At 69.4% G+C, this 26,893-nt stretch carries 24 protein-coding genes; 19 read left to right on the forward strand and 5 right to left on the reverse strand.

Annotation, left to right across the window (positions count from 1 at the left end; genetic code table 11):
* The first annotated feature begins 45 nt into the window (after positions 1–45).
* The 5 genes from KPL78_RS17735 to KPL78_RS17755 all read left to right on the forward strand — a co-directional run bounded on the left by KPL78_RS17735 (position 46) and on the right by KPL78_RS17755 (position 7,365).
* On the forward strand, positions 46–1,752 hold the full coding sequence (locus KPL78_RS17735) for an N-acyl-D-amino-acid deacylase family protein (protein WP_219764317.1): 1,707 nt from the start codon (positions 46–48) through the stop codon (positions 1,750–1,752).
* 215 nt (positions 1,753–1,967) lie between these two features.
* Positions 1,968–3,314, forward strand: a complete 1,347-nt coding sequence (locus KPL78_RS17740) for a dicarboxylate/amino acid:cation symporter (protein ID WP_255569157.1) — start codon at positions 1,968–1,970, stop codon at positions 3,312–3,314.
* The gene (locus KPL78_RS17745; protein ID WP_219764318.1) at positions 3,311–4,252 is read left to right on the forward strand and encodes a TAXI family TRAP transporter solute-binding subunit; all 942 of its coding nucleotides are present in this window, start codon (positions 3,311–3,313) and stop codon (positions 4,250–4,252) included. Before KPL78_RS17740 ends, KPL78_RS17745 begins: the two co-directional genes overlap by 4 nt.
* 142 nt (positions 4,253–4,394) lie before the next feature.
* A complete protein-coding gene (locus tag KPL78_RS17750; RefSeq protein WP_219764319.1) occupies positions 4,395–4,670 on the forward strand; it encodes a hypothetical protein in 276 nt (91 codons plus the stop codon).
* Positions 4,671–5,220: 550 nt separating this feature from the next.
* Entirely contained in the window at positions 5,221–7,365 is a 2,145-nt protein-coding gene (locus KPL78_RS17755) for a M10 family metallopeptidase C-terminal domain-containing protein (RefSeq protein WP_219764320.1), read from the forward strand.
* On the opposite strand, the gene KPL78_RS17760 is transcribed toward KPL78_RS17755, so the two are convergent.
* Complete coding sequence (locus KPL78_RS17760; protein WP_219764321.1) at positions 7,360–8,289, reverse strand: 3-hydroxyacyl-CoA dehydrogenase NAD-binding domain-containing protein; 930 nt, start codon at positions 8,287–8,289, stop codon at positions 7,360–7,362. The genes KPL78_RS17755 and KPL78_RS17760 overlap by 6 nt on opposite strands.
* Before the next feature lie 102 nt (positions 8,290–8,391).
* Between KPL78_RS17760 and KPL78_RS17765 the strand changes: the two genes are divergently transcribed.
* From KPL78_RS17765 to KPL78_RS17780, 4 genes are read left to right on the forward strand one after another with little or no spacing between them, the layout of a single operon-like run.
* Entirely contained in the window at positions 8,392–9,234 is an 843-nt protein-coding gene (locus KPL78_RS17765; protein WP_219764322.1) for a serine hydrolase, read from the forward strand.
* Complete coding sequence (locus KPL78_RS17770; RefSeq protein WP_219764323.1) at positions 9,234–10,106, forward strand: HTD2 family dehydratase; 873 nt, start codon at positions 9,234–9,236, stop codon at positions 10,104–10,106. Before KPL78_RS17765 ends, KPL78_RS17770 begins: the two co-directional genes overlap by 1 nt.
* Positions 10,103–10,972: an HpcH/HpaI aldolase/citrate lyase family protein gene (locus tag KPL78_RS17775; RefSeq protein WP_219764324.1), complete on the forward strand. Its 870-nt coding sequence runs from the start codon at positions 10,103–10,105 to the stop codon at positions 10,970–10,972. Before KPL78_RS17770 ends, KPL78_RS17775 begins: the two co-directional genes overlap by 4 nt.
* Before the next feature lie 35 nt (positions 10,973–11,007).
* On the forward strand, positions 11,008–11,964 hold the full coding sequence (locus KPL78_RS17780; protein WP_219764325.1) for an alpha/beta hydrolase family protein: 957 nt from the start codon (positions 11,008–11,010) through the stop codon (positions 11,962–11,964).
* A gap of 19 nt (positions 11,965–11,983) precedes the next feature.
* On the opposite strand, the gene KPL78_RS17785 is transcribed toward KPL78_RS17780, so the two are convergent.
* On the reverse strand, positions 11,984–12,286 hold the full coding sequence (locus KPL78_RS17785) for a putative quinol monooxygenase (RefSeq protein WP_219764326.1): 303 nt from the start codon (positions 12,284–12,286) through the stop codon (positions 11,984–11,986).
* Positions 12,287–12,475: 189 nt separating this feature from the next.
* Here KPL78_RS17785 and KPL78_RS17790 point away from each other — a divergent pair, with 189 nt between their 5' ends.
* Positions 12,476–14,548: a methyl-accepting chemotaxis protein gene (locus KPL78_RS17790; RefSeq protein WP_219764327.1), complete on the forward strand. Its 2,073-nt coding sequence runs from the start codon at positions 12,476–12,478 to the stop codon at positions 14,546–14,548.
* Positions 14,549–14,846: 298 nt separating this feature from the next.
* On the opposite strand, the gene KPL78_RS17795 is transcribed toward KPL78_RS17790, so the two are convergent.
* Positions 14,847–16,106 (reverse strand): D-amino acid dehydrogenase, encoded by a 1,260-nt coding sequence (locus tag KPL78_RS17795; protein ID WP_219764328.1) that lies wholly within the window; start codon positions 16,104–16,106, stop codon positions 14,847–14,849.
* A 136-nt stretch (positions 16,107–16,242) separates the two neighbouring features.
* Between KPL78_RS17795 and KPL78_RS17800 the strand changes: the two genes are divergently transcribed.
* Positions 16,243–16,695, forward strand: coding sequence for an Lrp/AsnC family transcriptional regulator (locus KPL78_RS17800; protein ID WP_219764571.1), 453 nt, complete (start codon positions 16,243–16,245; stop codon positions 16,693–16,695).
* A gap of 19 nt (positions 16,696–16,714) precedes the next feature.
* Here KPL78_RS17800 and KPL78_RS17805 read toward each other — a convergent pair whose 3' ends face one another.
* Positions 16,715–17,743: a hypothetical protein gene (locus KPL78_RS17805; RefSeq protein ID WP_219764329.1), complete on the reverse strand. Its 1,029-nt coding sequence runs from the start codon at positions 17,741–17,743 to the stop codon at positions 16,715–16,717.
* Between the two features lie 79 nt (positions 17,744–17,822).
* Entirely contained in the window at positions 17,823–18,743 is a 921-nt protein-coding gene (locus KPL78_RS17810) for a dihydrodipicolinate synthase family protein (RefSeq protein ID WP_255569158.1), read from the reverse strand.
* Between the two features lie 62 nt (positions 18,744–18,805).
* On the opposite strand from KPL78_RS17810, the gene KPL78_RS17815 reads away from it, so the two are divergent.
* From KPL78_RS17815 to KPL78_RS17850, 8 genes are read left to right on the forward strand one after another with little or no spacing between them, the layout of a single operon-like run.
* Positions 18,806–19,945: a 2-methylaconitate cis-trans isomerase PrpF family protein gene (locus KPL78_RS17815; RefSeq protein ID WP_219764331.1), complete on the forward strand. Its 1,140-nt coding sequence runs from the start codon at positions 18,806–18,808 to the stop codon at positions 19,943–19,945.
* 58 nt (positions 19,946–20,003) lie between these two features.
* Complete coding sequence (locus KPL78_RS17820) at positions 20,004–20,984, forward strand: Bug family tripartite tricarboxylate transporter substrate binding protein (RefSeq protein ID WP_219764332.1); 981 nt, start codon at positions 20,004–20,006, stop codon at positions 20,982–20,984.
* Positions 20,985–20,986: 2 nt separating this feature from the next.
* Entirely contained in the window at positions 20,987–21,832 is an 846-nt protein-coding gene (locus KPL78_RS17825) for an amidohydrolase family protein (protein WP_219764333.1), read from the forward strand.
* 4 nt (positions 21,833–21,836) lie between these two features.
* Positions 21,837–22,676, forward strand: a complete 840-nt coding sequence (locus KPL78_RS17830) for an amidohydrolase family protein (RefSeq protein ID WP_219764334.1) — start codon at positions 21,837–21,839, stop codon at positions 22,674–22,676.
* Positions 22,673–23,515, forward strand: coding sequence for an HTD2 family dehydratase (locus tag KPL78_RS17835; RefSeq protein WP_219764335.1), 843 nt, complete (start codon positions 22,673–22,675; stop codon positions 23,513–23,515). The genes KPL78_RS17830 and KPL78_RS17835 overlap by 4 nt, the downstream gene beginning before the upstream one ends.
* 1 nt (position 23,516) lies before the next feature.
* Positions 23,517–24,725, forward strand: a complete 1,209-nt coding sequence (locus KPL78_RS17840) for a CaiB/BaiF CoA transferase family protein (protein WP_219764336.1) — start codon at positions 23,517–23,519, stop codon at positions 24,723–24,725.
* The gene (locus KPL78_RS17845; protein ID WP_219764337.1) at positions 24,722–25,693 is read left to right on the forward strand and encodes a Bug family tripartite tricarboxylate transporter substrate binding protein; all 972 of its coding nucleotides are present in this window, start codon (positions 24,722–24,724) and stop codon (positions 25,691–25,693) included. The genes KPL78_RS17840 and KPL78_RS17845 overlap by 4 nt, the downstream gene beginning before the upstream one ends.
* Positions 25,693–26,880, forward strand: a complete 1,188-nt coding sequence (locus tag KPL78_RS17850; RefSeq protein WP_219764338.1) for a CaiB/BaiF CoA transferase family protein — start codon at positions 25,693–25,695, stop codon at positions 26,878–26,880. Before KPL78_RS17845 ends, KPL78_RS17850 begins: the two co-directional genes overlap by 1 nt.
* Positions 26,881–26,893: the final 13 nt, after the last annotated feature.

A 26,893-nucleotide genomic window follows, 5' to 3' on the forward strand; every position in this document is an offset into this window, starting at 1 on the left:
GCCCCCCCGGCCCAGGCTGGCGTGAAACGGGAAGGAAACGGCACCATGGTGGATCTCGTCATCCGGGGCGGCACGGTGGTGGATGGCAGCGGTGGCGCGCCCTACGCGGCCGATGTCGCGATCGAGGCCGGCCGCATCGCCGCCATCGGCCGCGTGCCCGAGCGCGGCCGCGAGGAGATCGCCGCGGACGGCAAGCTGGTCACCCCTGGCTTCGTCGATATCCACACCCATTATGACGGCCAAGCGGTGTGGGATTCCCACCTCGCGCCTTCGGCCTGGCATGGCGTGACGACCGCAGTGATGGGCAATTGCGGGGTCGGCTTCGCCCCCTGCCGCGAGGCCGACCGCGAGAAGCTGATCGAGCTGATGGAGGGGGTGGAGGACATTCCCGGCCCCATCCTGCATGAGGGGCTCGACTGGCGCTGGGAGACCTTCCCCGAATATCTCGACGCGCTGGACGCTAAGCCCCGCGACATCGACATTTGTGCCCTGCTGCCGCACGGCGCGGTGCGCGTCCATGTGATGGGCGAACGCGGCCTCGCGCTGGAGAACGCAAACCAGGCCGACATCGCGGCGATGCGCGCCCTGACCGCCGAGGCGATCCGCGCCGGCGCCTTCGGCGTCTCGACCAGCCGGACCATCAGCCACAAGACGCTGAAGGGGGACCCGACCCCGACCCTGCGGGCACAGGAGGAGGAGCTGCGTGGGCTGGCCCAGGGGCTGCGCGAGGGCGGCGGCGGGCTCCTGGAGATCGTCTCCGACTGGAACACGCCGGACCCGGCGACCGAATTCGGCATGATCCGCCGCGTGTCGGAGGCGACCGGCCAGCCGGTGCTGTTCTCCCTGACCGCCCGGCACGACCGGACCGAGGCGTGGAAGGAACTCCTCGCTTTGTCGGACCATGCGGCGGCCGATGGGTTGTCGATCCGTCCGGTCTTCCCGCCGCGCCCGATCGGCATCCTGCTCGGGCTGAACGGCAGCCAGAATCCCTTCTCCGGCTGCGCCTCCTACAAGGCGATCGCGCATCTGCCGGCCGCTGCACGCGCCGAGGCCATGCGCGACCCCGCCCTGCGCGCGCGTATCCTGTCCGAGGACCGGGTCAGCGGATCGAATTTCCCCCTCATCACCCGCCTGTCCTTCGAGCGCATGTTCCCCTTCGGCGACCCGCCCGACTACGCGCCCCCGCGCGAGGCCTCGATCGCCGCCATCGCCGGCCGCGAGGGCCGCAGCGCCGAGGAAGTCGCCTATGACCTACTGACCGCGCATGATGGCGCGGATTTCATCTTCGCGCCGCTGACCAACTTCGCCGACTACACGCTCTCGGCCAGCGCGGAGTGCCTGCGGCATCCCAACGCCATCGCCGGGCTGTCGGACGGCGGGGCGCATGTGGGGTTCATCTCGGACGGGTCCTTCCCGACCTTCCTGCTGGCCTATTGGGCACGCGACGCGAAGGAACAGGTCTTCGCCCTGCCCGAGATCGTCCGGCGCCTGACCTCGGACACCGCCCGCGCCGCCGGCCTGTCGGATCGCGGATTGCTGCGGCCCGGGCTGCGCGCCGATGTGAACGTGTTCGACCTCGCCGCGCTCGGCCTCGATGCCCCGCGCATGGTCGCCGACCTGCCGGCCGGCGGGCGGCGCCTGCTGCAGCGCGCGCGGGGCTATGCCGCGACCATTGTCGCGGGCACGGTGACTTACCGCGACGGCGAGGCGACCGGCGCCCTGCCCGGCCGATTGGTGCGCGGCCGGCGATAGCGCCGCCGCCGGCGCGTTACGGATCGGCAAGACCGATCCGCGGCGCCCGGCGCACAGCCGCTTCCAGCGCATGGCCGATGCGTGCTGTCATCGGCCGGACGGGACGGAACGGGACTTCCGGGCGCTGCGGCGCCGTGGTGGAAGGGCGCGCTGCGACCGCGACTGCCCGCCATGCATGGAATGCCCGGCCGTCACGGCGTTGAGGAGCATACCCCATGGCGAGCGCGATGGCCGAGACGGCCTCCATTCCCCACCATCCCTGGTGGCGGCACCTCTATGCGCAGGTGCTGGCGGCGATCCTGGTCGGCATCCTGCTCGGCCATTTCTGGCCGGCCATCGCGGTGCAGATGAAGCCTTTCGGCGACGGCTTCATCAAGCTGATCAAGATGCTGATCGCGCCGATCATCTTCTGCACCGTCGTGCACGGCATCGCCAGCATGGACGACATGAAGAAGGTCGGCCGTGTCGGCATCAAGGCGCTGGTCTATTTCGAGGTGATGACCACCTTCGCCCTCGTCATCGGCCTGGTGGTGGTGAACCTGTGGAAGCCGGGCGCGGGGCTCAATGCCGATCCGGCATCCTTCGACACGCGGGCGATCGCGACCTACACCACCCAGGCGGCGCACCAGAGCCCGGTCGACTTCCTCCTGCACATCATCCCCAACACGGTGGTGGGCGCCTTCGCCGAAGGCGAGATCCTCCAGGTGCTGCTGATCGCGATCCTCTTCGCCTTCGCGCTCCAGGCCATGGGCCAGCACGGCAAGCCCCTGCTGCGTCTGATCGACAGCGTCGCCCATGTCTTCTTCGGCATCGTGTCGATGGTGATGAAGGTGGCCTGGCTCGGCGCCTTCGGGGCGATGGCCTTCACCATCGGGCGCTACGGCGTCGGCACGCTGCTCCAACTCGGGTCGCTGATGGCCGCGGTCTATACGACCTGCCTGCTCTTCGTGCTCGTCGTGCTCGGCATCGTCGGCTGGTGGTGCGGCTTCTCGATCTTCCGCTTCATCGCCTACATCAAGGAGGAGCTGCTGATCGTGCTCGGCACCTCCTCCTCCGAGGCCGCGCTGCCGCGCATGCTGTCGAAGATGGAGAATCTCGGCTGCGACAAATCCGTCGTCGGGCTGGTGATCCCGACCGGGTATTCCTTCAACCTCGACGGCACCTGCATCTACCTGACCATGGCAGCGATTTTCCTCGCCCAGGCCACCAACACCGAACTCACGCTGAGCCATGAGCTCGGCCTGATCGGCATCCTGCTGCTGACCAGCAAGGGTGCGGCGGGTGTCACCGGATCGGGCTTCATCGTGCTCGCGGCGACGCTCTCCTCCCTCGGGACCGTGCCCGTCGCCTCCATCGCGCTGATCCTCGGGGTCGACCGCTTCATGTCCGAGGCCCGCGCCCTGACCAACCTGGTCGGCAACGGCGTCGCCACCGTGGTGGTGGCGCGGTGGGAGAATGCGCTCGACAGCGACCGCATGCGGCGCGTGCTCGCCGGCGAGACCGAGGCCGAGGCCGACACCCCCGAGACAGTGCTGGTGGCCCGCGAGGATCGGCAGGGATGATCCCGCGCCGGGCGCTGCTCGCCGGGCTCGCCGCGGCGACGCTGCCCGCCGGCCGCGCGGCGCGGGCGCAGGACCCCGAATGGCCGCGGGCGATCGCCATCGGCACCGCCTCGCCGGGCGGCGCCTATCATGCCTATGGCCTCGGCCTCGCGCGGCTGCTGACGCGCGAGCTCGGCATCGCGGTCAATATCCGAGAGACCAGCGGGCCGGCCGAGAACCTGCGCCTGCTGGCCGAGAATGCCGTGCAGATCGCCTTCGTCACCACCGGCGCGATACAGGAGGCACGCGGCACCACCGCACTCGCCCTCTTCACCATGTTCGACACGCCGCTCCACATCGTGGTGCGGCGCGATTCGCCGGTGATCGACCTCGCTCAGCTCGCCGGGCGCAGCGTGGCCGTCGGGCCGGAGGGCGGCACCGGCGCCGATTATGCGCCGCGCATCTTCTATGCGCTCGGAACCGAGATCCGGCCGGTGCATGGAAGCTGGGACGCGCTCGCCGCACGCTTCGCCGCCGGCGAGATCGATGCCATCGCCGTGGCCTCGGGCGCGCCCTTCCCCGCCATTTCGGGGCTTGAGGCGCGGCGCGCCATCCGCTTTCTGCCGTTCACGCCGTCCCAGGTAACGCGCGCCCGCCTCGCCGCGCCGGAACTCGGCGCGACGACCATCCCGGCGGGGACCTATCCCTCGCTGAACCGGCCTTATGTGACGGTCGGGCTGTATAACCTCGCGGTGGCGCGGCGCGATCTGCCGGCGAGTCTCGCCTTCGAGATCGTGCGCGACGTCTTCGCCAACCAGGCCGCGCTGATCGAGGCCCATCCCGCCGCGGCGGCAACGGTGCCGGCGAATTTCGTGCACAACACCGTGCTGCCCTGGCATCCGGGGGCGATGCGCTACTATGGCAGCCGCGCCGTGACGGGCACGCTGCGCGGGGATTGACGCCGTGATGCGCTGCACAGCGGCCAACCCCGCACCCGTGGCAGCCTGACGATACGGCGGACTTGGCTCCGCACTCTCCCGGACTGCCCCTTGCCGGGCGATGAGCGGATCCGATGGCCGCGGTAAACCGACGGAGGCCATCATGTTGCGCTTCATGGCGCCCTGGCGCCCCTCGACTGCCGCCCTGATCCTGACTCTCGGTGCCGCCATGCAGACGGCCGCGGCGAGCCCCATCGCCGGCACGACCAGGGATCTCCAGCTGCCGGCGGAGGAAGCCTCCTTCCAGGTCCGCTGCCAGATTGCCGGCCCCTTCGCCACGCTCCGCCGCGCCAATGAGGTCGCGGCCGAGGCGCGACGCCGCGGCTACAGCGCGATCGCCTTCCACAATGGCGACGGCTACTACGTGCGCGCCTGCTGAGCCGCACCTCACCGGCGCCAGCCGGGGCCCGTCCAAGCGCTTTCACGCCTTATTGAAGCCCCGCACACGCGATGGTTGCACCGCCCGGCGACACCCGCGCCACGCGGACGGCGCTCGCCGCTCAGGGGTGCCTTGAATCCGGCCTTTCGCAAGGTGTTGCCGCTTCCTGGCATATACGCACGCCTGGCATGGATGCGACATATGTGCCTGCGGCACTGTAATGTAGATCGCCCCTAAAATCTCGCTTCCGCAATGTCTCCGCCCCGCCGTCGCCACAATTGGCGGTTGTCTCGACATCGCGAAGCACACGATGTGATTCGACAAAATCATTGAGTGCCAAGGCATGCATTTCTATTGAGGAATGAACGTGCCTTTCGCTCTATGACTTGCAAAAGGGGGCAATACCTTGGCCACTTTGACTGTCGGCTCCGGCCAGCAATACAACACCATATCTGCCGCCATCGCAGCGTCTCGGGACGGGGACACGATCGCAGTCCAGGCAGGAACATATTATAACGATTTCGCCACAATAAACACAAAGATCACCATCGTGGGCGTGGGCGGCATGGCGAATATCGTCGCCACGACGCAGCCCTCAAACGGCAAAGGGATCTTCGTCACCAATACCGATGTGCGCATCGAGAACATGTCCTTCTCGGGCGCGTCCGTACCGGATGGGAATGGCGCAGGCATCCGCTACCAGGGCGGCAACCTGACCATCGTGAACTCGTATTTCCATGACAACCAGGACGGGCTGCTCGCGAACGCATCCGCGAGTGGCACGATCACCATCACGGGCTCGGAATTCGCCAAGAACGGCACCGGCGATGGCTACACCCACAACATCTACGTCAACGAAATCCAGACGCTGACCATCACGGACAGCTACTTCCACGACGCCTCCGTCGGCCATCAGATCAAGAGCCGCGCACAGAACACCATCATCCGCGACAACCGCATCTACGACGGCGCGGCCGGTGGGGGGACGGGAAGCTACAGCATCGACATCCCGAATGGCGGCAAGGCCGAGATCACCGGCAACATCATCCAGCAGAGCTCGGCCTCGCAGAACCCGGCGATCGTCCACTACGGCGGCGAGGGTGGTCCCTATGCCGGATCGTCGCTGATGATCAGCGACAACACCGTCGTCAACCAGCTCACCAGCTCCAGCGCCAAGCTGCTGTCGAACGCCACCAGCGTCACGGCGACGGTCAGTGGCAACGACGTCTACGGCCTGACATCGGGCCAGATCGCAAGCGGCCCGGCCTCGGTTTCGGCAACGACCTATCTCAACACCGCGCCGACGCTGGATGCCGCCCATCCCTGGGATGAGGCGAGCAGCCCCCTGCCGGGCTTCACGGTCACGGTGACGGATACGACACCGACCCAGGACCAGGCAGTCGGCGCCACGGTCGCCGCGACCGGCGGATCGCTGGCCGGCCTCGGCATCTCCTACCAGTGGCAGTCCTATGAAGGCGGGAGCTGGAAGGCCGTCGCGGGTGCCACCGGGGCTTCCTACGTGCCAGGCAGCGGCGAGGTCGGAGAGGCGCTGCGCCTCGCCGTCACCATCTCGAACGGCTCGACGAGCAGCACTACCGTCTCGAACGCGACCGAGGTTACCGGCCGGCACTTCGTCGGCGCCGGCAGCACGGCCGATGCGCCGACGCTGACGGCGGGCGCCGACTTCGCCCTCGGCAATGACGGCAACGACCTGCTCTCGGGGCTCGCGGGCAACGACACGCTCGATGGCGGCGCGGGCAACGACACGCTGGACGGCGGCGTCGGCAACGACCGGATGATCGGCGGTGCGGGGAACGACCATTATGTCGTCAACGCGACCGGCGACGTGGTGGTCGAGACCGCCAATGCCGGCCGCGACGTGGTCGAGACGAGCCTCGCGACCTACACCCTGGCCGCGAATGTCGAGGACGCGATCGTCACGGCCGCCGGCGGTGCTCGCGTCAACGGCAATGACCTCGGCAACGACATTCTCGGCGGCGGCGGGGCGGATTCCCTCTATGGCAATGCGGGCGCCGACACGCTCGATGGCGGCCATGGCAATGACCTGCTCGCCGGCGGCGCCGGGAACGACTTCTACGTCATCGACAGCCCGGCGGATCGCGTCGTCGAGGGCGCGAACCAGGGGGCCGACACCGTCTCGGTGACGGACGGGACCAGCTACACATTGCTGGCGAACACCGAGGCTCTGCTGCTCACCGGCGGCAGCCTCATCACCGGCGTCGGCAACGGGCTCGCCAACACCATCATCGGCAATGACGGCGCCAATGTGCTGCGCGGCCAGGCCGGCGCCGACACGCTGGTCGGCGGGGGCGGCGCCGATACCCTGATCGGCGGCGACGGGCGTGACGTGCTGACCGGCGGCGCCGGGGCCGACCATTTCCGCTTCCTGAACCCGGCGGACAGCACCGTCGCCGCCCCGGACCGGATCACGGATTTCGTGGCCGGCCAGGACCGCATCGACCTGCGCCAGATCGACGCCAACCCGTCCCAGGGCGGCAACCAGGCGTTCAGCTACGTCACCGGCTTCGACAACCATCCGGGCGAGGTGATGGTGGCCTCGCTCGGCGGCACCTCCTACCAGGTGCGCGGCGACATCAACGGCGACGGCTCGGCCGATTTCGCCATCGACGTCACCAGCGCATCCGCGCCGGCGGCCAACTGGTTCCTGCTATAGGGACCGCGCCTCCAGCAGGCGCACCAGGGCAGCGTCGCGGCGGCGGGCGAGTTCCGCCGTCGAGGCGCCGCCCGTCTCCTCCGCGACACCCTGCACCAGGGTGCGCTGCACGGCCTCGGCAACGGTCATCTCGCTGCCGAGGTCTTTCCACCAGGACGTCACCGCCGGCAGCAGGTGGTGCAGGAAGTGGTCGATGCCCCCTTCCCCGCCGGCCAGGTGGAAGGTGGCGTGCGGGCCCATCAGCGCCCAGCGCAGGCCGGGCCCTTCGCTGATCGCCGCATCGACATCGGCGACCGAGGCGACGCCCTCGGCCACCAGATGCACCGCCTCCCGCCACAACGCCGCCTGGAGCCGGTTGGCGAGGTGCCCCGGCACTTCCTTGCGGATCTCGATCGGGCGCTTGCCGATGGCGCGGTAGAACTCCATCGCTGCCGCGACCGCCGCCGGGCTGCCCTTCGCACCGCCCACCACCTCCACCAGCGGGATCAGATGCGGCGGGTTGAAGGGATGGCCGATCAGCACGCGGTCGGGATGCGCACAACGTTCCGACAGCAGCGAGGCCAGGAAGCCCGAGGTCGAGGAGGCGATCACCACATCGGCGGGCAGCGCCGCATCGATGCGATGCAGCAGGTCCTGCTTGATGTCGAGCCGCTCCGGCGCGCTCTCCTGCACGAAATCCGCGCCCTCGAGCGCCGCGACGGGATCCGCGTGGAAGGTCCAGGCGGCGGGATCGGCATCCGCCTTGCCGCCGAGGCGCATCAGGATCGGCCAGGCGCCCTCGACCATGCGCCGCATCAGGTCGGGCGCGCCCGGCGAGGGATCGCTGACCGCGACCGGCAGGCCCCGGCTGAGGAAATACGCCGCCCAGGACGCGCCGATCGTCCCCGCCCCGATCACCGCGACACGCTTGACCTCTGACCGCATGGGCCCCTCCCGCCTGATTCTCCCCGCAACGATAGAGCGCCGGACCCGCCCTGGCCACGTCGCGGCTGCCGGACTAGCCTGCCCGGCCAAGGAGGATCCCCGATGCAAGATCTCGCCACGCGGCTGAACGCGCTCTGCGACGCGCAACCCTTCGTCACGTCCTGGTACGTGAAGGATCTCGCCACGGGGTGGGAGGCCGATCGCGGCGGCGACACCGTCCTGCCCTCGGCCAGCACGCGCAAGATCTCGATCATGATGCACGCGCTGTCGAAGGTGCATGAGGGCAAGCTGCGCCTCGACGAGCCCTGCACCATCGAGGCGCGCCTGCAGGAAGGCGTGAAGAGCGGCACCTACCAATTCATGACGCCGGGCTGCGTGATCCCCTTCCGCGACGTGCTGGTGAACATGATCATCACCAGCGACAATGTCTGCACGCAGATCGCGCTGGAACACCTCGACCGCGAGGAGCTGAACGCCTGGTGCCGACGGATCGGCATGAAGAGCACGACGCATCGCGTGAACTTCCCCGCGCCTGACCTGCCCTGGGACGTGTCGCTGACGGCGCTCGCCTCGACCACCGCGCGCGACCAGGGGCTCCTGCTCGATCTGATGCTGAAGGGATCGACGGATGCGGAGGCGGCGGCGTTCCTGGGCGCGACGCCCGAGCTGTGCCAGCTCGGGCTCGACATCCTGTCGTGGCAGCGGCTGCGCAACCTGATCCCCTGCCTGCTGCCCGACGGCACCAAGGTCGCGAACAAGACAGGCAAGGGCCAGCGCGGCCGGATGGATGCCGGGATCGTCTACAAGGGCAACACGCCGCGCTTCATCATCACCGTGTACATGGACCAGGTGCCGGAGACGATGCCGGACGGATTGCCGGGGGCCTCGGCGATGTTCGCCACCGCCGGCCGCCTCACCCGCCTCTGCTGGGACTCGATGAACTGATGACGACCGACGCCGAATTCGAAGCCGCGATCGCGGCGCTGCAATCCTGGGTAGGCCGTGAACGCGTGGTGGAGGACGAAATCGGCCTGTCCTCCGCACGCCGTATCGCGGGGATGCTCGACATCGACCCGGCCACGCTGAAGCAGGGCGATGCGCTGCCGCCGCACTGGTTCACCATGTTCTTCCCCGACATCGCGAAGCAGTCCGACATCGGCCCGGATGGCCACCCCAACAAGGGCGTCTTCCTGCCGCCCATCCCGCTGCCGCGGCGCATGGGCGCGGGGCGGCGCGTGACCATCGACGGTGCGCTGCGCATCGGCCAGCCGGCGACCAAGCGCGCCATCGTCGCGGGCATCGTGCCGAAATTCGGCCGCACCGGCCGCATGGCGGTGCTGACCATGCGCCTGGTGATCGAGACCGGCGGCAAGACCATCGCCGTCGACGAGTTCGACGCCATGTACCGCGAGGCCCCCAAGCCCGGCCAGGCCAGCCCGCAGACCCCACCCGTGAAGGCGCCGGACAATGCGTCCTTTGCCGATGAGGTGCTGCTCTCCTCGGCGCTGGTGTTCCGCTATTCGTCCGTGACCTGGAACGCGCACCGCATCCACTACGACGCGGATTATGCACGCGACGAGGAAGGCTATCCGGCGACGGTGCAGAATGGCGGGCTGACCATGCAGCTCCTGCTCGATGCCGCGCTGAAGCGCGCCTCGGGTCGGCTTGCGGGGTTCACCGCGCGTCTCGCCCGGCCGCTCTGGGTCGGCGACACCGTGACGCTGTGCGGCGCGGCGCCGGTGGACGGCAAGATGGCGTGCTGGGCGGCCGACAAGGATGGCAATCTCTGCGCGACGATGGACCTGACCCTCGCATGACGCGGCCGCCTCCCGCGACCTGGCGGTCGCTGATGTTCGTGCCCGCGACGGGCGAGAAATTCGTCGCCAAGGCCCATACCCGCGGCGCCGACGTGATCATCCTCGACCTTGAGGACTCCATCCCGCCCGCGGAGAAGCAGGCGGCGCGCGACGCGCTGCCTGCCGCCGCCGCGACGGTCGGCCAGGCGGGAGCGGAGGTTGCGGTGCGCATCAACCGCGCTCTCGACCTCACCATCCCCGACATCGCCGCCGCGGTGATGCCCGCGGTCGGCGCGCTGATGCTGCCCAAGGTGATGGGACCGGAGCACATCCGCCTGCTGTCGGAAGTCGTCACGGCGCGCGAGGCGGCGCTGGGCATGACGCCCGGCCACACCCGCTTCATCGCGGTGGTGGAGACGCCCGATGCGGTGCCGCTGCTCGGCGCCATCGCCGGGGCCGATCCGCGCGTGGCGGCAATCGGCGTCGGCGCGGAGGATCTCTCCACCGAGTTGGAAGCCATCCCGAGCGCCGACATGCTCTACCATTTCGGCATGATGGTCGTGACGGCGGCGCGGGCAGCGCGCATCCAGCCGCTCGGCTCGGTCGGGCCCTTCGCGGATTTTTCGGATCTCGAGGCGTATCGAGCGTCGCTGAAACGGTCCCGCGCGCTGGGCTTCGCCTGCCAGGCCTGCATCCACCCGGCGCAGGTGCCGATCGTCAACGAGGAGTATGGCCCCTCCCCCGCCGAAGTGGAGCGCGCCCGCCGCCTGATCGCGGCCTTCGACGCGGCGATCGCCGAGGGCAAGGGCGCGGTTGCCTTCGAGGGGCAGATGATCGACCTGCCGGTGGTGGAACGCGCGCGACGCCTGCTGGGCCGCGCGCGCTGAAACCCGTCGTCCAAGGCCCGCCCCCGCTGCGCACCTTGCTCCTCGCGCCGGGCATCGCCCTGCTCCCGGCGACCTGCCCGCCCGCCCTCGGCCAGTCGCGTGTCGAGGCCAACGACTTCGATCCCGTCGCGGTGGTCAACGGCATCCGCATCGACCGCGCGACCTGCGCCGCGCTGGAACGCGACGACACGGCCATATGGGTTGAGGCGGACGGCCAAGCGTCCTGCCTGCGCTACTACGCCGCCGGCCTCGCCGCCGAGAACCCGGTTGCGGCGCTCTGGCTCAATGGCGATGTCCTCGGCCCCCGCGGCAACGACGCGAGCCGTCGCCAGAGCGGCTTCGGTCCCGCTGCCATGGTCGCTCAGGAGGAAGCCCTGTCGCGCCGCTTCGGCGTGCCATTCATCTTCCTCGGCCGCCCCGGCACCTATGGCAGCGCAGGCCATCACCACAGCACCCGCGGGCGTCCGGTCGAGGCCGCGCTGGTCGATGCCGCGCTCAACGGGCTGAAGACGCGCTACCGCGTCGGCGCCTGGGCGCTCGGCGGGCACAGCGGCGGTGGCACGCTGGTCGCGGAAATGCTGGCGCGGCGGCATGACCTGCGATGCGCCGTGATCTCGTCCGGTGCCGCTTCCTACCGCGCCTATCTCGAAGCACGGGGACTGGCGAGGCCCGGAGAACGGCTGTCGCGCTTCGACCCCTCCGACTCGATCGTGCGCATCCCGGTGGATCCGGGCCGCCGCGTCTTCGTCATCGGCGATCCGCGCGAGACCAACGTGCCCTTCGCGACCCAGCGGCTCTATGCGGAGAGGCTGGTGGCGCAGAACATCGCCACCTGGCTGGTGCCGCTGCAACGTGCGACCGATGCGCGGCACCATGGCCTCGTCGATTTCGGCGAGACGGCCACCGGGCTTTGCGCGGCAGGCGCCGATACGCCGACCATCCTGCACGCACTGGCCGCGATGCCGGAACAGGCGGCGCGGCGAACCAACTGATCCGCCGCCGGCGCATCGGCTACAGCGCGCACATGGTCAGGATGCGGTCCTCGATCAGCGGGGTGTAGGCCTCCCGCACCTTCGGCATGCGCGGGTTCTGGGTGTGGGCCTTCACCGCGGCCTGATCCGTATAGACCTCGACCAGGATGATGCGGCTCTCATCCGGCGTGCCGTCCTGCTTCATCGGCTGCAGCACCTCGAAGCGCTCGCAGCCCGGCTCCTCGGCCACCGTCAGCTTGGCGTGCTCGCGGATCAGCGCGTCGAAGGCGGCATGGCTGCCCGGCTTCGGGCGGAATTCGACATGGATGGCGATTTTCGGCACGGCGTTCTCTCTCCCGTTGCGGATGCCGCCAGGGTGGCGCGGATCGCGCGGGCTTCCAACCCCGCGACCGCCCGCGCATGGGCCAATCCATTAATAGCTGCGGTGCATCATGGCCCCAGGGCGCGGCAAGGCCGGCGCCCATCGAAAGGCCCGCGTCATGGCGGGCCTCCATGGCGGGAGCTTCACGGCGTGCGCATTCGAACCATCGCGACAACCGCGCTCGGCGGCATTGCCGCCGTCGCCCTGGTGGCAGGCGGGCTGCTGCTGCGGTCCAACCTGCAGGATCTCGACCGGGCCGGCGATGCCGTGGCGATGAGCACGGCCTTCGCCAGCCTCACCCGGCTGCCCCTGCAGGTCGCCGAGGACCGCGCCAGCCTGACCCGCTTCATCACCGCCGACGAGGCCCAGGAGGCCGAGACCCGCGCCCGCTTCACCGAGATCCGCGGGGAGCTCGACGCCCAGATCGCGGCCGCCCGCGCGGCGATCGAGCGGGCCGGCGACCACCTGCCGCGCACTGTCGGCACCGCCCTCAACGACCTGCAGGCCACCCTCAATGCGGTCCGTCGCGACGCCGAGGCCGGCCGCCGCCTGCCACGCGACCAGCGGCTGGCGCTGCAGGCCCAGTCCTCCGCGCGCACCCTCGCGGCCCAGGCGCAGTTCAGCCAGCTCATCCCCGGCATCGAGCAGCAGATCAGCCGCTACAACAGCGACCTCCAGACCCCGGCCGCCATGGCGCGGCTGACCGTGGACCTGCGCGAGGCGATCTCCGGCTTCCTGGTGCCGACCGGCCCCAGCGTGCGCGCCAAGCGCGCCGCGACGCCCGAGGAACTGCGCCGCATCGACACCGCCTTCGGCCGCTATGACGTGCTGACCGCCGACATGCAGGCGCGCATGGCGAGCGGCGACGTCGCGCCGGCGCTGGCGCGCAGCTACGCCTCGGTGCTCGACCGCGTCCTCCTGCCCAACAAGCGCGCCACCGACCGCGCGGTGGACGAGGCCCGCCAGGGCCCGCCGCAGATCAGCGAGGCGGCCTGGAACGCCGTGGTGGACGCCTTCCGCGGTGTTGCCGAACTGCGCGACATCGCCGCCGCGACGCTGATCGAAGAGGCCGGGCAGGCCGAGACGGAAGCGTGGCGCGGCCTCGTCATCGGCCTTGCCGCCCTTGGCCTCGGCCTCGCGGCGCTGGGCATCGGCGGCTGGCTGTTCCGGCGCAAGGTACTCGGCGCCCTGACCGAGATCACGGCAGCGATGAGCACGGTCGCCGCCGGTCGGCTCGATGTCGCCGTGCCGCATCTCGGCCGGCATGATGAAGTCGGCGAACTCGCCCAGGCACTCGAAACCTTCAAGGAGGCCGCCATCCGCAGCCGCGCCGCCGAGGCCGCGCGCGAGGCCGAGGAACGCGCCAAGGCCGAACGCGCCGCCCGCATCGACAGCGAGGTGCGCGGCTTCGACAGCGTGGCCCAGGTCGCACTGCGCCGCCTGACCGAGGCGACCGAGGCGATGACCCGCTCGGCCGACACGGTTGCGGTCGCGAGCAAGACGACGGGCAGCCGGGCCGACAGCGTGGCGTCGACGGCCGACCAATCCTCCAACGAGGTGCAGACCGTCGCCGCGGCGACCGAGGAGCTCAGCGCCTCGGTGGTCGAGATCACCCGCCGCGTGCAGAATGCGAGCGGCATGGCGCAGGAAGCGGTGCGGGAGGCGCAGGCGGCCGATACCTCGGTGCAAGGCCTCGCCGCCGCGGCGCAGGAGATCGGCCAGGTGGTGCAACTGATCACCGACATCGCCGCGCAGACCAACCTGCTCGCGCTGAACGCGACCATCGAGGCGGCCCGCGCCGGGGAGGCCGGCAAGGGCTTCGCCGTGGTCGCGAGCGAGGTGAAGAGCCTCGCCAGCCAGACCACCCAGGCGACCGAGAACATCTCCCGCCAGATCGCCGAGATCCAGTCGGCGACCGCCGGCGCGGTGACGGCCATCCAGGGCATCGGCCAGCGCATCGCGCAGATGAGCGAGGTCTCGGCCGATATCGCGACGGCGGTCGATCAGCAGGGCATCGCGACGCGGGAGATCGCCGAAAGCGTCCAACGCACCGCCGCCGGCACCAATGCGATGCGCGTTGAGATCGGCGAAGTCACGCAATCCGCTGGGCAGATGCATCAGGTGACGGACGAGATGCTGACCGCCATCCGCAGCATGTCCAGCGAATCCACCGGACTGCGCGGGGAGATCGGCAGCTTCCTCGATCGGATCCGCGCGGCATGAGGATGGAGGGGCTTCGCCCCTCCGTACCACCCCACCAAAGGCCGAAAGGCCTTTGGACACCTCCAACTGGCGCCGTGCGGCACGGGCAGAATGGCGTCGGAACCCTCATTTGCGCGCGAAGTGCGCCCGGGGGACTCAGGCCACCTGCGCCAGAGAGCTGCAATCCAGGATGCCCGCATCCAGGGGCACTCATGGGCGTTGCAAGGCGCCGTCCCATGAAACCCGATCACGGCTGGTTCGGAGGGGACCGCGCCCCTCCGATTCCAGCCTTAGAGAGGTGGACGAGGCGCCTTCCGCGTCACGCCGCCGCGTAGCGCGCGATCGAAAGGTCGGAGGTCTCGATCTCCGGCTTCTTTCCCGTCACGAGGTCGGCCAGGACGCGCCCCGACCCGCAGGCCATGGTCCAGCCCAGCGTCCCGTGGCCGGTGTTCAGGTGCATGTTCCTGAACCGCGTCGGCCCGACCAGCGGCGTGCCGTCCGGCGTCATCGGGCGCAGACCGGTCCAGAACAGCGCCTCAGAGACATTGCCGCCCTTGGGGAAGAGGTCGGTGACGGAGTGCTCCAGCGTCTCGCGCCGCGGTTTGCGGAGTTGCAGAGAGAAGCCGGCGAGTTCCGCCGTGCCGCCGACGCGGATGCGGTCGCCGAGGCGGGTGATCGCGACCTTGTAGGTCTCGTCCATCACGGTGGAGACGGGCGCGCCGGACTCGTCACGGATGGGAATGGTCAGCGAGTACCCCTTCACCGGGTAGATCGGCACGCGGACCTCGAGCGGCGCCAGCAGTTCCGGCGTGAAGGAGCCGAGGGCGACGACATAGGAATCGGCGGTCTCGATCCCCTTGTCGGTGACGACGCCGGTGACGCGGTCGCCTTCCGTGGTCAGGCCCTTGATCGTCGCGCCGTAGTGGAAGGCCACGCCGGCCTGCGCGGCCATGGCGGCCAGGCGCTGGGTGAAGATGTGGGCGTCGCCGGTCTCGTCACCCGGCATGCGCAACCCGCCGACGAACTTGCCCTGCACGTTCTTCAGCGCAGGTTCGGCGGCGATGCAGCTCGCGGGGTCCAGCACCTCATAGGGCACCTTGAAGGTGTCGAGCACGGCAGTGTCGTCGGCCACATGATCGAGCTGCTTCTGGGTGCGGAAGAGCTGCAGCGTACCCATGCTGCGCCCGTCATAGGCGATGCCGGTCTCGCGCCGCAGATCGCCCAGGCAGTCGCGGGAATATTCGGCGAGGCGGACCATGCGCGTCTTGTTCACCCGGTAGGCGGCCTCGGTGCAATTGGCGAGCATCATCGCAAGCCAGGAATAGAGGCGGCGGTCGGCGCGCGGCCACATCACCAGCGGGCGGTGGCGCATCATCATCCACTTCAGCGCCTTGACCGGGATGCCGGGGCCCGCCCAGGGGGCGGAATAGGCATAGGAGAGCTGCCCGGCATTGGCGAAGGACGTCTCCATGCCGGCCGCATCCTGCCGGTCGATGACGGTGACCTCATGGCCGGCCTTGGCGAGATACCAGGCTGAGGTGACGCCGACGACGCCGCTGCCGAGGACGATGACGCGCATGAGGGCACCCATTCCGGAAGAATGCTGCGATGCGGCAATGGTGTGACGGTTCGGTGTCGCATGTGCTGCGGAAGCGTCGCAGGATCTGCCGTTCGACTGGCATACCTGCACAGATTCTGCGAAATTGTCGCAGATCATGCCAAGCCTGGACGATTCTGACCTTCGTATCCTTCGTGCCCTTCGACAGGACGGACGGATGACCAATGCCGCCCTGGCCGAGGCGGTCGGACTGTCCCAATCGGCCTGCCTGCGGCGCCTGCGGCTGCTGGAACGCAGCGGCGTGATCCGCGGCTACACCGCGATCATCGACGAGCCAGCGGATCGCGAGACCGTCACGGTGATCGTACAGATCACGCTGGACCGGCAGACGGAGGAGCACCTGTCGCGCTTCGAGGCCGCCGTGCGACGCCTGCCGGAGGTGCGCGAGTGCTACCTCATGACCGGCATGTCGGACTATTTGCTGCGAGTCGAGGCGCGGGATGCGGCGGATTACGAGCGCATCCACAAGGAGCAGTTGTCGCGGCTGCCGGGGGTGCAGCGGATCCAGTCCTCCTTCGCGATCCGCAGCGTGATCCGGGAGCGCGGCTGACAGCGACGGCGCGGCTGCCTCACCAGTCGTATTTGCCGTTGCGCCAGCGAAGGACATGGCCGTCCGCGAGGCGGACATCGCGCCAGCCCTGGGTTCGGCTGTCGAGGGGCCGCGACCCCGGCGATGCGACCAGCCCGCCGAACAGCGGCCGCGCCGCAGCGCCCGAAAGGTCGAGGATGTCCATCGGGCAGTTGCGCGCGCCGCACCAGCCGGAATCGTAATTGATATCGAGCAACGCCTCGGCGATGCCGTCGCCATTCAGGTCGACGAACTGCACCGCATAGCCGTTGCGCGGAATCCCGCTGTATTCGCGTGCCAGATAGGCCGCGAAGCGCGCGCGGAGCGTCGCCTCGGGCACGCCCTGCGCCACTGGAGCCGCTGGCGGCGCGACCGGTGCCGGGGCGGGTGCCGGCGCCGCCGCCGCGCTGGAACTGGAACTCCCGCTCGAGGGATCGCGCGACGGTGCCGGCCCCAGCGTCATCATGGGGGCCGCGGGGGCGGCGCGGGGCGGCGGCGCTGCCACCTGCGCGTTGCAGGCCCGTGCCCAGTCGCGAATCGCCGCACCCGATCCGGTGAGCGGGATGTTCACCGACCCGCCAGGTCCTGCCAGCACGAGCATGCGCCCATCGGCCAGGGCCTGGAACATCGGATGTTCGGACGGCACCGGCGTGGTCATCAGCGGGCCGGTCGGCCCCAGGTCGACGCGAAGGCGGAACCCGTGACGAAAACCGTCGATGACCAGCGAAATCTCGACCATCTGGTTCTCGAGCCGCGTCAGCGCGGCCCGATTGTCGGGCGGATGCAGCGTCATCTCGGGCACCCGCCCTACCGGGCAGGTCACGGCGATGAGGGCAGAGTCCTCATAGTAGCAGCCCGGGCAGAGATCATAGGCGAAGGCGGGCAACTGGTTGCCCGGCGAGGGGCGGTATTCCCAGCCGACCGGGCGGGTCGGTTTGCCATTGGGGTCCGGCTGAGCCTTCGCGCCGCCCATGCCCCCGAGCACAACGCAAGCCACAACCAAGACGCGCAGACACGACTTCAGCATCATGCGGTTCCCGGATCCGACAAGGTCAGAATATCCCGGATCCGGAAAGTATTGCCAGTGGCAGAATGGACGTGATCGAAGATCAGGCCGCCAGCAGACGCTCGCGCCGCTCCAGCCGTGCCATCAGATAGTCCACCTCGCCCGCCGTTTCCTTCGACATCTTCGGCCCCGGCGCGCGCAGCGTGTCATGGGCGATGATGCCGCGCTTCTTCAGCACGTATTTGCGGATGGCGAGGCCAAGGCCGGGCTGCACCTCGGTACGGATCAGCGGCAGATGCGTGTCGAACAGGTCCTGCGCCGCGTCGCGCTGGCCGGCGGCCATCAGCGCGCAGACCTTCACCAGCATCTCGGGATAGGCATAGCCGGTCATGATCCCGTCCGCGCCGCGGGCCAGTTCCTCCGGCAGGAACTGCCCGCCGACGCCTCCGAGGATAGCGACGCGCGGCATCTTCCCCTCGGCTTCCATGCGGCGGATGGCGGTCAGCTTGTCGAGGCCGGGCCAGTCCTCCGCCTTCAGCATGACCATGCGCGGATCGGCCGCCATGCGCGCGATCATCGGCGCGGTCATGGTGATGCCCGTGAGCTGCGGATAGTCCTGCAGCACGAAGGGCGCGTCGACCACATCCATCGCCTGGGCGATGTAGGTGATAACCGCCTCATCCCCCTTCAGCCCCGGGGTCGGCGACACCATGATCCCCGCCGCACCGAGATCCAGCGACCCGCGCGCGATGGCCTTCATCTGCGCGAAACCGGGTGCCGAGGCCCCGACCACCACGGGAATGCGCCCGGCCGTCCGCTTCAGCACGCGGTCGACGAAGGTAAGGCTCTCCGCCTCGGTCAGCTTCGGCGCCTCCCCCATCACGCCGAGGATGGTCATCCCCGAGGCACCGGCGGCGATGAAGGCATCCGTCATCCGGTCGGTGCTGGCAAGGTCGAGCGCCCCGTCCGGCAGGAAGGGCGTGGGGGCGATGACGAAAACGCCCTTGGCGGAACGGTCGAGCATGGGCATTCCCTTCCCAGCAATGATCACCGCGCCAGTCTAGCGCCGCCACAAGGACCCGTCACATGGACCAGGTCTTCATCCCCGCCATCTTCCTGCGTGGGGGTTCCTCCAAGGGCGTCTTCTTCCATGCCAAGGACCTGCCCGAGGACCGGGCGAAGCGGGATGCGATCCTCCTGTCGGTGCTCGGCAGCCCCGATCCCTATGGGCGGCAGCTCGACGGCATGGGAGGTGGGATCTCCTCGCTATCCAAGGCGGTGATCATCGGGCCCCCGACGCATCCGGATGCCGATGTGGACTACACCTTCGCCCAGGTCGCGGTGGACCGGCCGCTCGTGGACTGGTCGGGCAATTGCGGGAACCTGTCCTCGGCCGTCGGGCCCTTCGCGGTGGATGAGGGGCTGATCCGGGCCTCGGATGGCGAGACGCTGGTGCGCATCCATCAGGTCAACACGAAACGCATCATCCATGCGCGCTTCCTGGTGCGCGGCCGCCGCGCGGCGACGGAGGGCGATTTCGCCATGGCCGGCGTCGCCGGCACGGGGGCGCGCATCCGGCTGGATTTCCTGAACCCCGGTGGCGGCGCGACGGGGTCGCTGCTGCCGACCGGCAACGTGATGGACGTATTGGAACATGAAGGCCGCCGCTATCGCGCGACGCTGGTCGATGCGGCCAATGCCTGCGTCTTCCTCGACGCGGCGGAACTCGGCCTGACCGGCACGGAAAGCCCCGAGGCGATCGAGGCACGTCCCGAAGCGCTGGCACTACTGGATGCACTGCGCCGGCAGGCGGCGGTGCGCATGGGCCTCGCCGCGACGCCGGAGGCGGCACCGCTCGCTATCCCCAAGGTCGCCGTCATCGCCGCGCCGGCCGCTTATCGCGCGCTGGATGGTGTGACGATTGGCGCGGAGACGCATGAGGTCGCGGTCCGCATGATCTCGATGGAGCGCGCCCATCGCGCCGTGCCGCTGACCGGCGGCATGGCGCTCGGTGTGGCCGTGCGCATCGATGGGTCGCTGCCACAAATTATCGGTGCGGCGCCGAAGACGGATGAGGTGCGGCTCGCCAATCCGTCTGGTGTCCTGTCGGTCGGTGCGGAAGTGCGACGCGGCGACGATGGCTGGGTGGCGGACAGCGCCGTGGTGTTCCGTTCCGCGCGCCGTCTGATGCAGGGCGCGGTGGCGGTGCCGACCCGCCTGTTTTGACGCGGCCTGCGGGCGTGCGATGCTGGCCGCGTCCAGAAACGCCCGGAGGAAACATCCGATGCTCAGCCGTCGCCAGACGCTGGCCGCAGGGGCCGCGCTTCTCGTCGCGGGCGAGGCGCGCGCGCAGGCCGCATGGCCCGACCGCCCGATCCGCGTCATCGTCCCCTTCGCCGCCGGCGGCAATGCCGATGCGATCGGCCGCATCCTCCAGCCGCGCCTGCAGGAGAAGCTCGGCCAGCCGGTGGTGGTGGAGAATCGTCCCGGTGCCGGCGGCGGAGTCGGCGCCGATGCCGTCGCCCATGCGCGGCCCGACGGCTACACGCTGCTGATCGGGTCGAACGGCCCGCTCTCGGTGAACCCCGTGGTGCAGGCGCGCCTGCCCTATGACGCGGCGAAGGATTTTGCGCCCATCGCCATGGCGATGCAGGTGCCGCATTGCCTGGTCGTCCAGCCCAGCTCGCCCTATCGCACCGTCGCGGATGTCGTCGCGGCGTCGAAGCGCGCTGCGGATGGGATCGGCATTGGCACGGCGGGCGTGGCGAGTGCGACGCATCTCTCGCTCGAAGCCTTCAAGGCGGCGACGGGGGCGAACCTGCTGCACGTGCCCTATCGCGGCGGCGGGGCAGCCTTGCCGGATTTCCTCGCCGGCAACCTGCCGATGCTGTTCACGGAATTCTCCACGGCGCTGCCGCTGCATCGCGACGGCAAGGCGCGCATCGTCGCGGTGGCCTCGGCCGCGCGGCTGTCCGCCCTGCCCGATGTGCCGACCATGATCGAACAGGGTGTCCCGAACTTCACCGCCGGATCCTATGTGGGGCTGCTGGCGACGGCCGGGTCGCCGCCCGAGGCGATGCGCAAGCTCGGCGAGGCCATGGCCGCCATCGTCCGCGAACCCGATTTCCGCAGCCGCATGGAAGCGATGGGGGGCGAGGCCGCCATGGGAGCGCTCGCCACGCCGGACGGTTTCGCAACCTTCATCGCCGCCGACCTGGAACGCTCGCGCACGGTCGCGCGCGCCGCCGATATCCGGGTGGAGTGACCATGCGCCGAACCCCGCCAGGTGCCACCGACTGCCACTGCCACATCTTCGGCCCGGCGGCGCGGTTCCCCTATGCCGAACCGCGCTCCTACACGCCGGAGGACGAGACGCTCGAGGACTACCTCGCACTGCTCGACCGGCTGGAACTGGATCGCGGCGTGATCGTGCAGCCTTCGGCTTACGACCGCGACAATGCCTGCACGCTGGATGCTCTGCGCCGCGCACCGGACCGGCTTCGCGGCGTCGCGGTGGTGGGGTCCGAGGCGACACCCGACACGCTGCGGGCGATGCACCGCGACGGCATTCGCGGGCTGCGCGCCAATGAATACCGCCGCGACGGCCAGGCGGCCTATCACGGTGGCGTCCGGCTGGAGGAGATCGAGCCCTTCTTCCCGGTGATGGCGGAACTGGGGTGGCATCTGCAGCTCTGGATCGATGCGCGGCACCTGCCGGATTTGGAACCGCGCCTCGCCAAGGTGCCGGTGCCGATCGTGGTCGACCACATGGGGCGGATGCACCACAGCCACGGGACCAGCGATCCGGGCTTCCAGGCACTGCTGCGAGGCATTGGGGACGGGCGCTATATGGCGAAGGTCTCGGGCACCTATCGGCTGGGCGCGGTGAAGCCGGACTATCTGGAGGCGAAGCCCTTCCATGATGCGCTGGTCGCGGCGAACCCCGACGCGCTGGTCTGGGGCACCGACTGGCCGCATCCGCGCCCGGATGGCGGGCGGCCGGACGCGAAGCGACTGCTGGAGGTCTTCCTTGACTGGACGACCGATCCGACGGTGCGCCGGAAGATCCTGACCGACACCCCTGCCCGCCTTTACGATTTCCCGAAGGCCTGATGCCATGGCTTCCGATCGTCGCCCCACCTTCGTCCTGCCGCCCGGCACCTGCGACACGCATGTGCATGTCTGGGGGCCCTTCGACCGCTTTCCCGTCGCGAAAGGCGCGCCCTATACGCCGCCGGAGCGCAACAAGACCGACCTGCTGGCGCTGCATGCACGGCTCGGCGTGCAGCGCTGCGTCATCGTGCAGACCTCGGTGTACAAATCCGACAACCGGGCGATGCTCGACGCCGTCGCCGACAATCCCGCGACCTATCGCGGTGTCGCGCTGGTCGATGACAGCTTCGGCGATGCCGAATATCAGGCGCTGCACGATGGCGGGGTGCGCGGCGTGCGCTTCGGCTTCGTGAAGCACCTGGGCGGCGCGCCGGATATCGCGCTGGTGAAGCGCACCGCGGACCGCATCGCGGCCATGGGGTGGCATCTGGTGCTGCACCTCGACGCCGCGAACATCCCGGAATTCGAGGCGCTGCTGCGCGGCTTCACCCTGCCTGTGGTGATCGACCATATGGGCCGCGTGCCGGTGGCGGACGGGCTGGACCAGGCGCCGTTCCGCATCCTGCTCGACCTGCTGAAGCGCGAGAATTACTGGGTGAAGGTGTCGGGGTCGGAGCGCATCTCAGCCGAAGGCCCGCCCTTCCGCGACGCCATCCCCTTCGCCCGCTGGCTGATCGAGGCAGCGCCCGACCGCACCCTATGGGGCACCGACTGGCCACACCCCAATGTGCGGTGGGAACCGGACGAGGCTGACCTCGTCGATCTGCTGCCGGAATTCGGCGACGCTGCCGCGCTGCAGCGTGTGCTGGTGGACAATCCTGCTCGACTGTATGGGTTCGCATGACGGACATTCATGACTGGGTCGGCCGCAAGCGCCGCATCGCGGACGAGATGGCCACGCCCTTGGTCCGCCGCATGGCGGCGCTGACCGATCGCACCGACATCGCGCTGGATCGCGGCGCACCTGTGCCGAACCACTGGCTGTCCATGCTGTTCGATGATGCGCAGCCGCAGTCGCAGCTCGGCCCGGATGGGCATCCGGCGAAGGGCGACTTCCTGCCGCCCGTGCCCCTGCCCCGCCGCATGCTGGGGGGGCGGCGCGTCACCTACCATGCCGCGCCATGCGTCGGGGACACATTGGAACGCGAGACGGCGATCGCCTCCATCACGCCGAAGGTCGGGCGATCCGGGGCGATGATCTTCGTCATGCTCCGCCACACCATCACCGGGCCGAACGGCCTGGTCGCGGTGGAGGAGCAGGACACCGTCTATCTGGAGGCGAAGCGCAACGCGCCGGCGCCGAAGGAGGCACCGGTCACGGTGCCGAATGCCGCCTGGCGCGATTCCTGGACGCCAGACCCGGTGATCCTGTTCCGCTTCTCGGCCCTCGCCTTCAACGGCCACCGCATCCATTACGATGCGGACTATGCCCGGGACGTCGAGGGGTATCCGGCCCTGGTCGTCAATGGCAGCGTCAGCACACTATTCCTGTTCGAGGCCGCGCTGCGCCGCGCCCCCGGCGCGCAGATCCGCCACTACGACGCACGCACCATCCAGCCGGTTTTCTGCAATGCGCCGTCCCTGTTGTGTGGCACGGTCGCGAATGCCGAGGGCGAGCACACGCTGTGGGTCGGGCAACCGGATGGCGCGATGGCCATTCGCATCAAGACAAGGATTGCCTGACATGGCGGGTCCTCTCGACGGCATCCGCGTGCTCGATCTCTCGGCCGTGGTGGTGGGGCCGATCTGCACGCATGTGCTCTGCGAGCACGGGGCCGAGGTCATCAAGATCGAGGCACCGCCTTCTGGCGACCTGCTGCGGTCCCTCGCCGGTAAGGGCCGCAGCCCGGGCATGAACGGGAAGTTCCTGAACTTCAACCGGGGCAAGAAGTCGCTCGCCATCGACCTGAAGAAGGCGGCGGGCATCGCGGCCCTGCAGAAGCTCGCGGCAACGGTCGATGTTTTCGTCACCAATATCCGGCCGGATGCGCAGGCGCGGCTCGGCGTCGATGAGGCGAGCCTGCGGGCGATGGCGCCGCGGCTGATCCACTGCTCGATCACCGGCTTCGGCACGGGCGGTCCCTATGCCGGGCGGCCGGCCTACGACACCGTCATCCAGGGCGTGTCCGGTGTCGCCGGCGCCTTCGAGGCCTCGACCGGCGAACCGCGCTACGTGCCCTTCCTGGTCGCCGACCATACGGTGGGGCTGATCGCCGCGCAGATGATCGGCTTCGCGCTCTATCGCCGCGAGAAGACCGGCATCGGCGAGGCCATCGAGGTGCCCATGTTCGAGAACATGGCCGCCTACATCATGCAGGAGCATCTCGGCGCGGCGTCCTTCCGCCCGGCGCTAGGCCCGCCGGGCGACCATCGCGTACTGAGCCCGGACGGTAAGCCGCTGCCGACGAAGGACGGCTTCATCTGCATCTCGGCCAACACGGATGCGCAGGCGCATGCCTTCTTCGACGCCATCGGCCGGCCCGAACTGAAGACCGATGCGCGCTTCGCCAGAGTCGCCGACCGCGTCCAACACACCAAGGAGTATTTCCATATCCGCGCGACCTCGCTCGGCGGGAAGACCTCGGCGGAGTGGCTGGAGATCTTCGACCGCGTGGATGTGCCGGCCTCCCCCTACAACACGATCGGCTCGCTGATCGACGATCCGCATCTGCGAGCGGTGGGCATGGTGACGGAGGAAGAGCATCCGACCGAGGGCCCGACCTGGGCGATCGGGCGGCCGAACCGCTTCTCCGGCGGCATCGCGCCGCCGCGCCCGCCCGCGCCGCGCCTGGGCGCGGATGGAGCCGCGGTGCTCGAAGCGGCCGGGCTGTCGCAGGACGAGATAGACACGCTGCGGAGAGACGGCGTGCTGATCGAGGGACCGTCATCATGACCCGCATCACCCGACGCGCCGCCATCGCCGGCGCGACGCTCACCCCCTTCGCGGTCGCCCGCGCGCAGGGCCATTGGCCCGACAAGCCGGTGCGCCTGGTCGTGCCCTTCACCCCGGGCGGATCGACCGACATCCTCGCCCGCGCGATGGGCCAGCGGCTGTCGGAGACCTTCGGTCAGCCCTTTATCATCGACAACCGCCCGGGTGCGGGCGGCACGCTGGGATCGGAGCAGGTCTTCCGCAGCGCGCCGGACGGGCAGACGCTGATGATGGGGCATATCGGGACGCTGGCCTGCAACCCGACGCTCTATCGCAACCTCAGCTTCGACACGGCGCAGTTCGTGCCGGTGGCGCTGGTGGCGAATGTCGCGAACTTCCTGGTGGTGACCAACACGCTGCCGGCGCGCGACGTGCAGTCCCTGATCGCGCTGGCCAAGAGCAAGCCCGGCGAACTCACCTATGGCAGCGGCGGCAATGGCAGTGCCGCGCATATCGCCATGGTCGCCTTCAACGAGGCGACGGGCACCGAGATGACCCATGTGCCCTATCGCGGCACGGGCCCGATGATGACCGACCTGATCGCGGGCACGATCCAACTCACCATGACCGGGGGGCCGCCGGCGCTACCGCCAGTACGCGCAGGGCAGTTGCGGGCGCTCGGGATTTCGTCCCTGGAGCGGCTGCCGGCGGCGAATGACATCCCGACTGTCGCCGAACAGGGCGTGCTGGGCTTCGAGGCGCTGCAATGGTACGGCATCGTCGCCCCACCCGGTACGCCGGACGCGATCGTCGGCAAGCTGAACGAGGCCTGCAACCGCACCCTCGGCGAGGCGGCCTTCCGCGCCCGGCTGGAGACCGAGGGCGCGGTCGCGAACCCCATGACGCCAGCGCAGTTCGGCGACTACATCGCGCGTGAGCGCGAACGCTGGGGCGCGCTGATCCGCCGCAACAATGTGAGCCTCGGCTGATGTCCCGCCCCTTCGAAGGCATCCGCATCGTCGATGCCACGCATGTGCTGGCCGGACCCTTCGCAGCGTATCAGCTCGCGCTGCTGGGGGCGGATGTGATCAAGGTCGAGCATCCCGGCGATCCCGATCAGAGCCGCGGACAGGGGCCGGACTGGGATCTGAACCGCGCGGGCATGGGCACCTACTTCCTGACCCAGGGGTCGAACAAGCGGTCGCTGACGCTTGATCTGAAGCAGGAGGCGGCGCGCGAGGTCTTCCGCAAGCTCGTCGCGGAGGCCGATGTGCTGGTGGAGAATTACCGGCCTGGCGCCTTCGCGGCTCTGGGCCTCGGCTATGACGCGCTGTCAAAGCTGAATCCTCGGCTCATCTACTGCTCGATCTCGGCTTTCGGGCAGACCGGGCCGCGCAGCGGGCAGACGGCCTATGACCATGTGATCCAAGCGAGTTCCGGCATCATGGCGGCGACCGGCACGGCGGAGGTGAATCCGCTCAAGCTCGGCGCACCGGCGATCGACTATGCGACCGGGACGATGGGCGCCTTCGCGCTGGCCTCCGCGCTGTTCCAGCGGGAGCGCACGGGCAAGGGGCAGCGCATCGACCTCGCCATGCTGGACGTGGCGATGATGATGATGGCGTCGCACGTCACCGCGCACTCCCGCACCGCCAAATCGCCTCGCCCGCGCGGCAACGACCATGAATATGCGACCAACTCCACCTACCCGACGAAGGACGGGATGGTGATGCTGGGGGCGTCCAATCTGCGGCAGCAGAGGCGGCTCTGGGCGGCGCTCGGCCGGCCGGAGATGGCCAAGACGCGCAACGAGGACCGCGTGACCTATCGTGCCGAGGAGGCCGCCGCGCTGCGCGAGATCATGCTGACCCGCACGGCCGATGAGTGGGAGGTCTTCCTGCAGTCGAAGCACGTTCCGGCCGGGCGGGTGCGGCGGATGGATGAGGCGCTGGCCGATCCGCAGATCGCCGCGCGAGGCCTGACCCATCGCTTCGCGGATGTGGCGGACGTGGACGGCCCCTTCGCCGTGCCCGTCGCCGCCTTCGGCTTCGCCCATGGCGGGCCGCGCGTGGATGCGCCGCCGCGGGCGCTCGGCGCGGATACGGATGCCATCCTTGCCGAACTCGGCTACGACGCGGCGGCGCGTGCGGCGCTGCATGACAGTCACGCCGTCTGACCGGGAGACCCCC

It is taken from the genome of Roseomonas alba (genome assembly GCF_019430885.1).
Lineage (GTDB): Bacteria > Pseudomonadota > Alphaproteobacteria > Acetobacterales > Acetobacteraceae > Neoroseomonas > Neoroseomonas alba.

Bases quoted from the DNA above. Each gene is read 5' to 3' on its own strand.
- KPL78_RS17735 (WP_219764317.1), top strand. From the start codon at position 46: ATGGTGGATCTCGTCATCCGGGGCGGCACGGTGGTGGATGGCAGCGGT.
- KPL78_RS17740 (WP_255569157.1), top strand. From the start codon at position 1,968: ATGGCGAGCGCGATGGCCGAGACGGCCTCCATTCCCCACCATCCCTGG.
- KPL78_RS17745 (WP_219764318.1), top strand. From the start codon at position 3,311: ATGATCCCGCGCCGGGCGCTGCTCGCCGGGCTCGCCGCGGCGACGCTG.
- KPL78_RS17750 (WP_219764319.1), top strand. From the start codon at position 4,395: ATGTTGCGCTTCATGGCGCCCTGGCGCCCCTCGACTGCCGCCCTGATC.
- KPL78_RS17760 (WP_219764321.1), bottom strand. From the start codon at position 8,289: ATGCGGTCAGAGGTCAAGCGTGTCGCGGTGATCGGGGCGGGGACGATC.
- KPL78_RS17765 (WP_219764322.1), top strand. From the start codon at position 8,392: ATGCAAGATCTCGCCACGCGGCTGAACGCGCTCTGCGACGCGCAACCC.
- KPL78_RS17770 (WP_219764323.1), top strand. From the start codon at position 9,234: ATGACGACCGACGCCGAATTCGAAGCCGCGATCGCGGCGCTGCAATCC.
- KPL78_RS17775 (WP_219764324.1), top strand. From the start codon at position 10,103: ATGACGCGGCCGCCTCCCGCGACCTGGCGGTCGCTGATGTTCGTGCCC.
- KPL78_RS17795 (WP_219764328.1), bottom strand. From the start codon at position 16,106: ATGCGCGTCATCGTCCTCGGCAGCGGCGTCGTCGGCGTCACCTCAGCC.
- KPL78_RS17800 (WP_219764571.1), top strand. From the start codon at position 16,243: ATGCCAAGCCTGGACGATTCTGACCTTCGTATCCTTCGTGCCCTTCGA.
- KPL78_RS17805 (WP_219764329.1), bottom strand. From the start codon at position 17,743: ATGATGCTGAAGTCGTGTCTGCGCGTCTTGGTTGTGGCTTGCGTTGTG.
- KPL78_RS17810 (WP_255569158.1), bottom strand. From the start codon at position 18,743: ATGCTCGACCGTTCCGCCAAGGGCGTTTTCGTCATCGCCCCCACGCCC.
- KPL78_RS17815 (WP_219764331.1), top strand. From the start codon at position 18,806: ATGGACCAGGTCTTCATCCCCGCCATCTTCCTGCGTGGGGGTTCCTCC.
- KPL78_RS17820 (WP_219764332.1), top strand. From the start codon at position 20,004: ATGCTCAGCCGTCGCCAGACGCTGGCCGCAGGGGCCGCGCTTCTCGTC.
- KPL78_RS17825 (WP_219764333.1), top strand. From the start codon at position 20,987: ATGCGCCGAACCCCGCCAGGTGCCACCGACTGCCACTGCCACATCTTC.
- KPL78_RS17830 (WP_219764334.1), top strand. From the start codon at position 21,837: ATGGCTTCCGATCGTCGCCCCACCTTCGTCCTGCCGCCCGGCACCTGC.
- KPL78_RS17835 (WP_219764335.1), top strand. From the start codon at position 22,673: ATGACGGACATTCATGACTGGGTCGGCCGCAAGCGCCGCATCGCGGAC.
- KPL78_RS17840 (WP_219764336.1), top strand. From the start codon at position 23,517: ATGGCGGGTCCTCTCGACGGCATCCGCGTGCTCGATCTCTCGGCCGTG.
- KPL78_RS17845 (WP_219764337.1), top strand. From the start codon at position 24,722: ATGACCCGCATCACCCGACGCGCCGCCATCGCCGGCGCGACGCTCACC.
- KPL78_RS17850 (WP_219764338.1), top strand. From the start codon at position 25,693: ATGTCCCGCCCCTTCGAAGGCATCCGCATCGTCGATGCCACGCATGTG.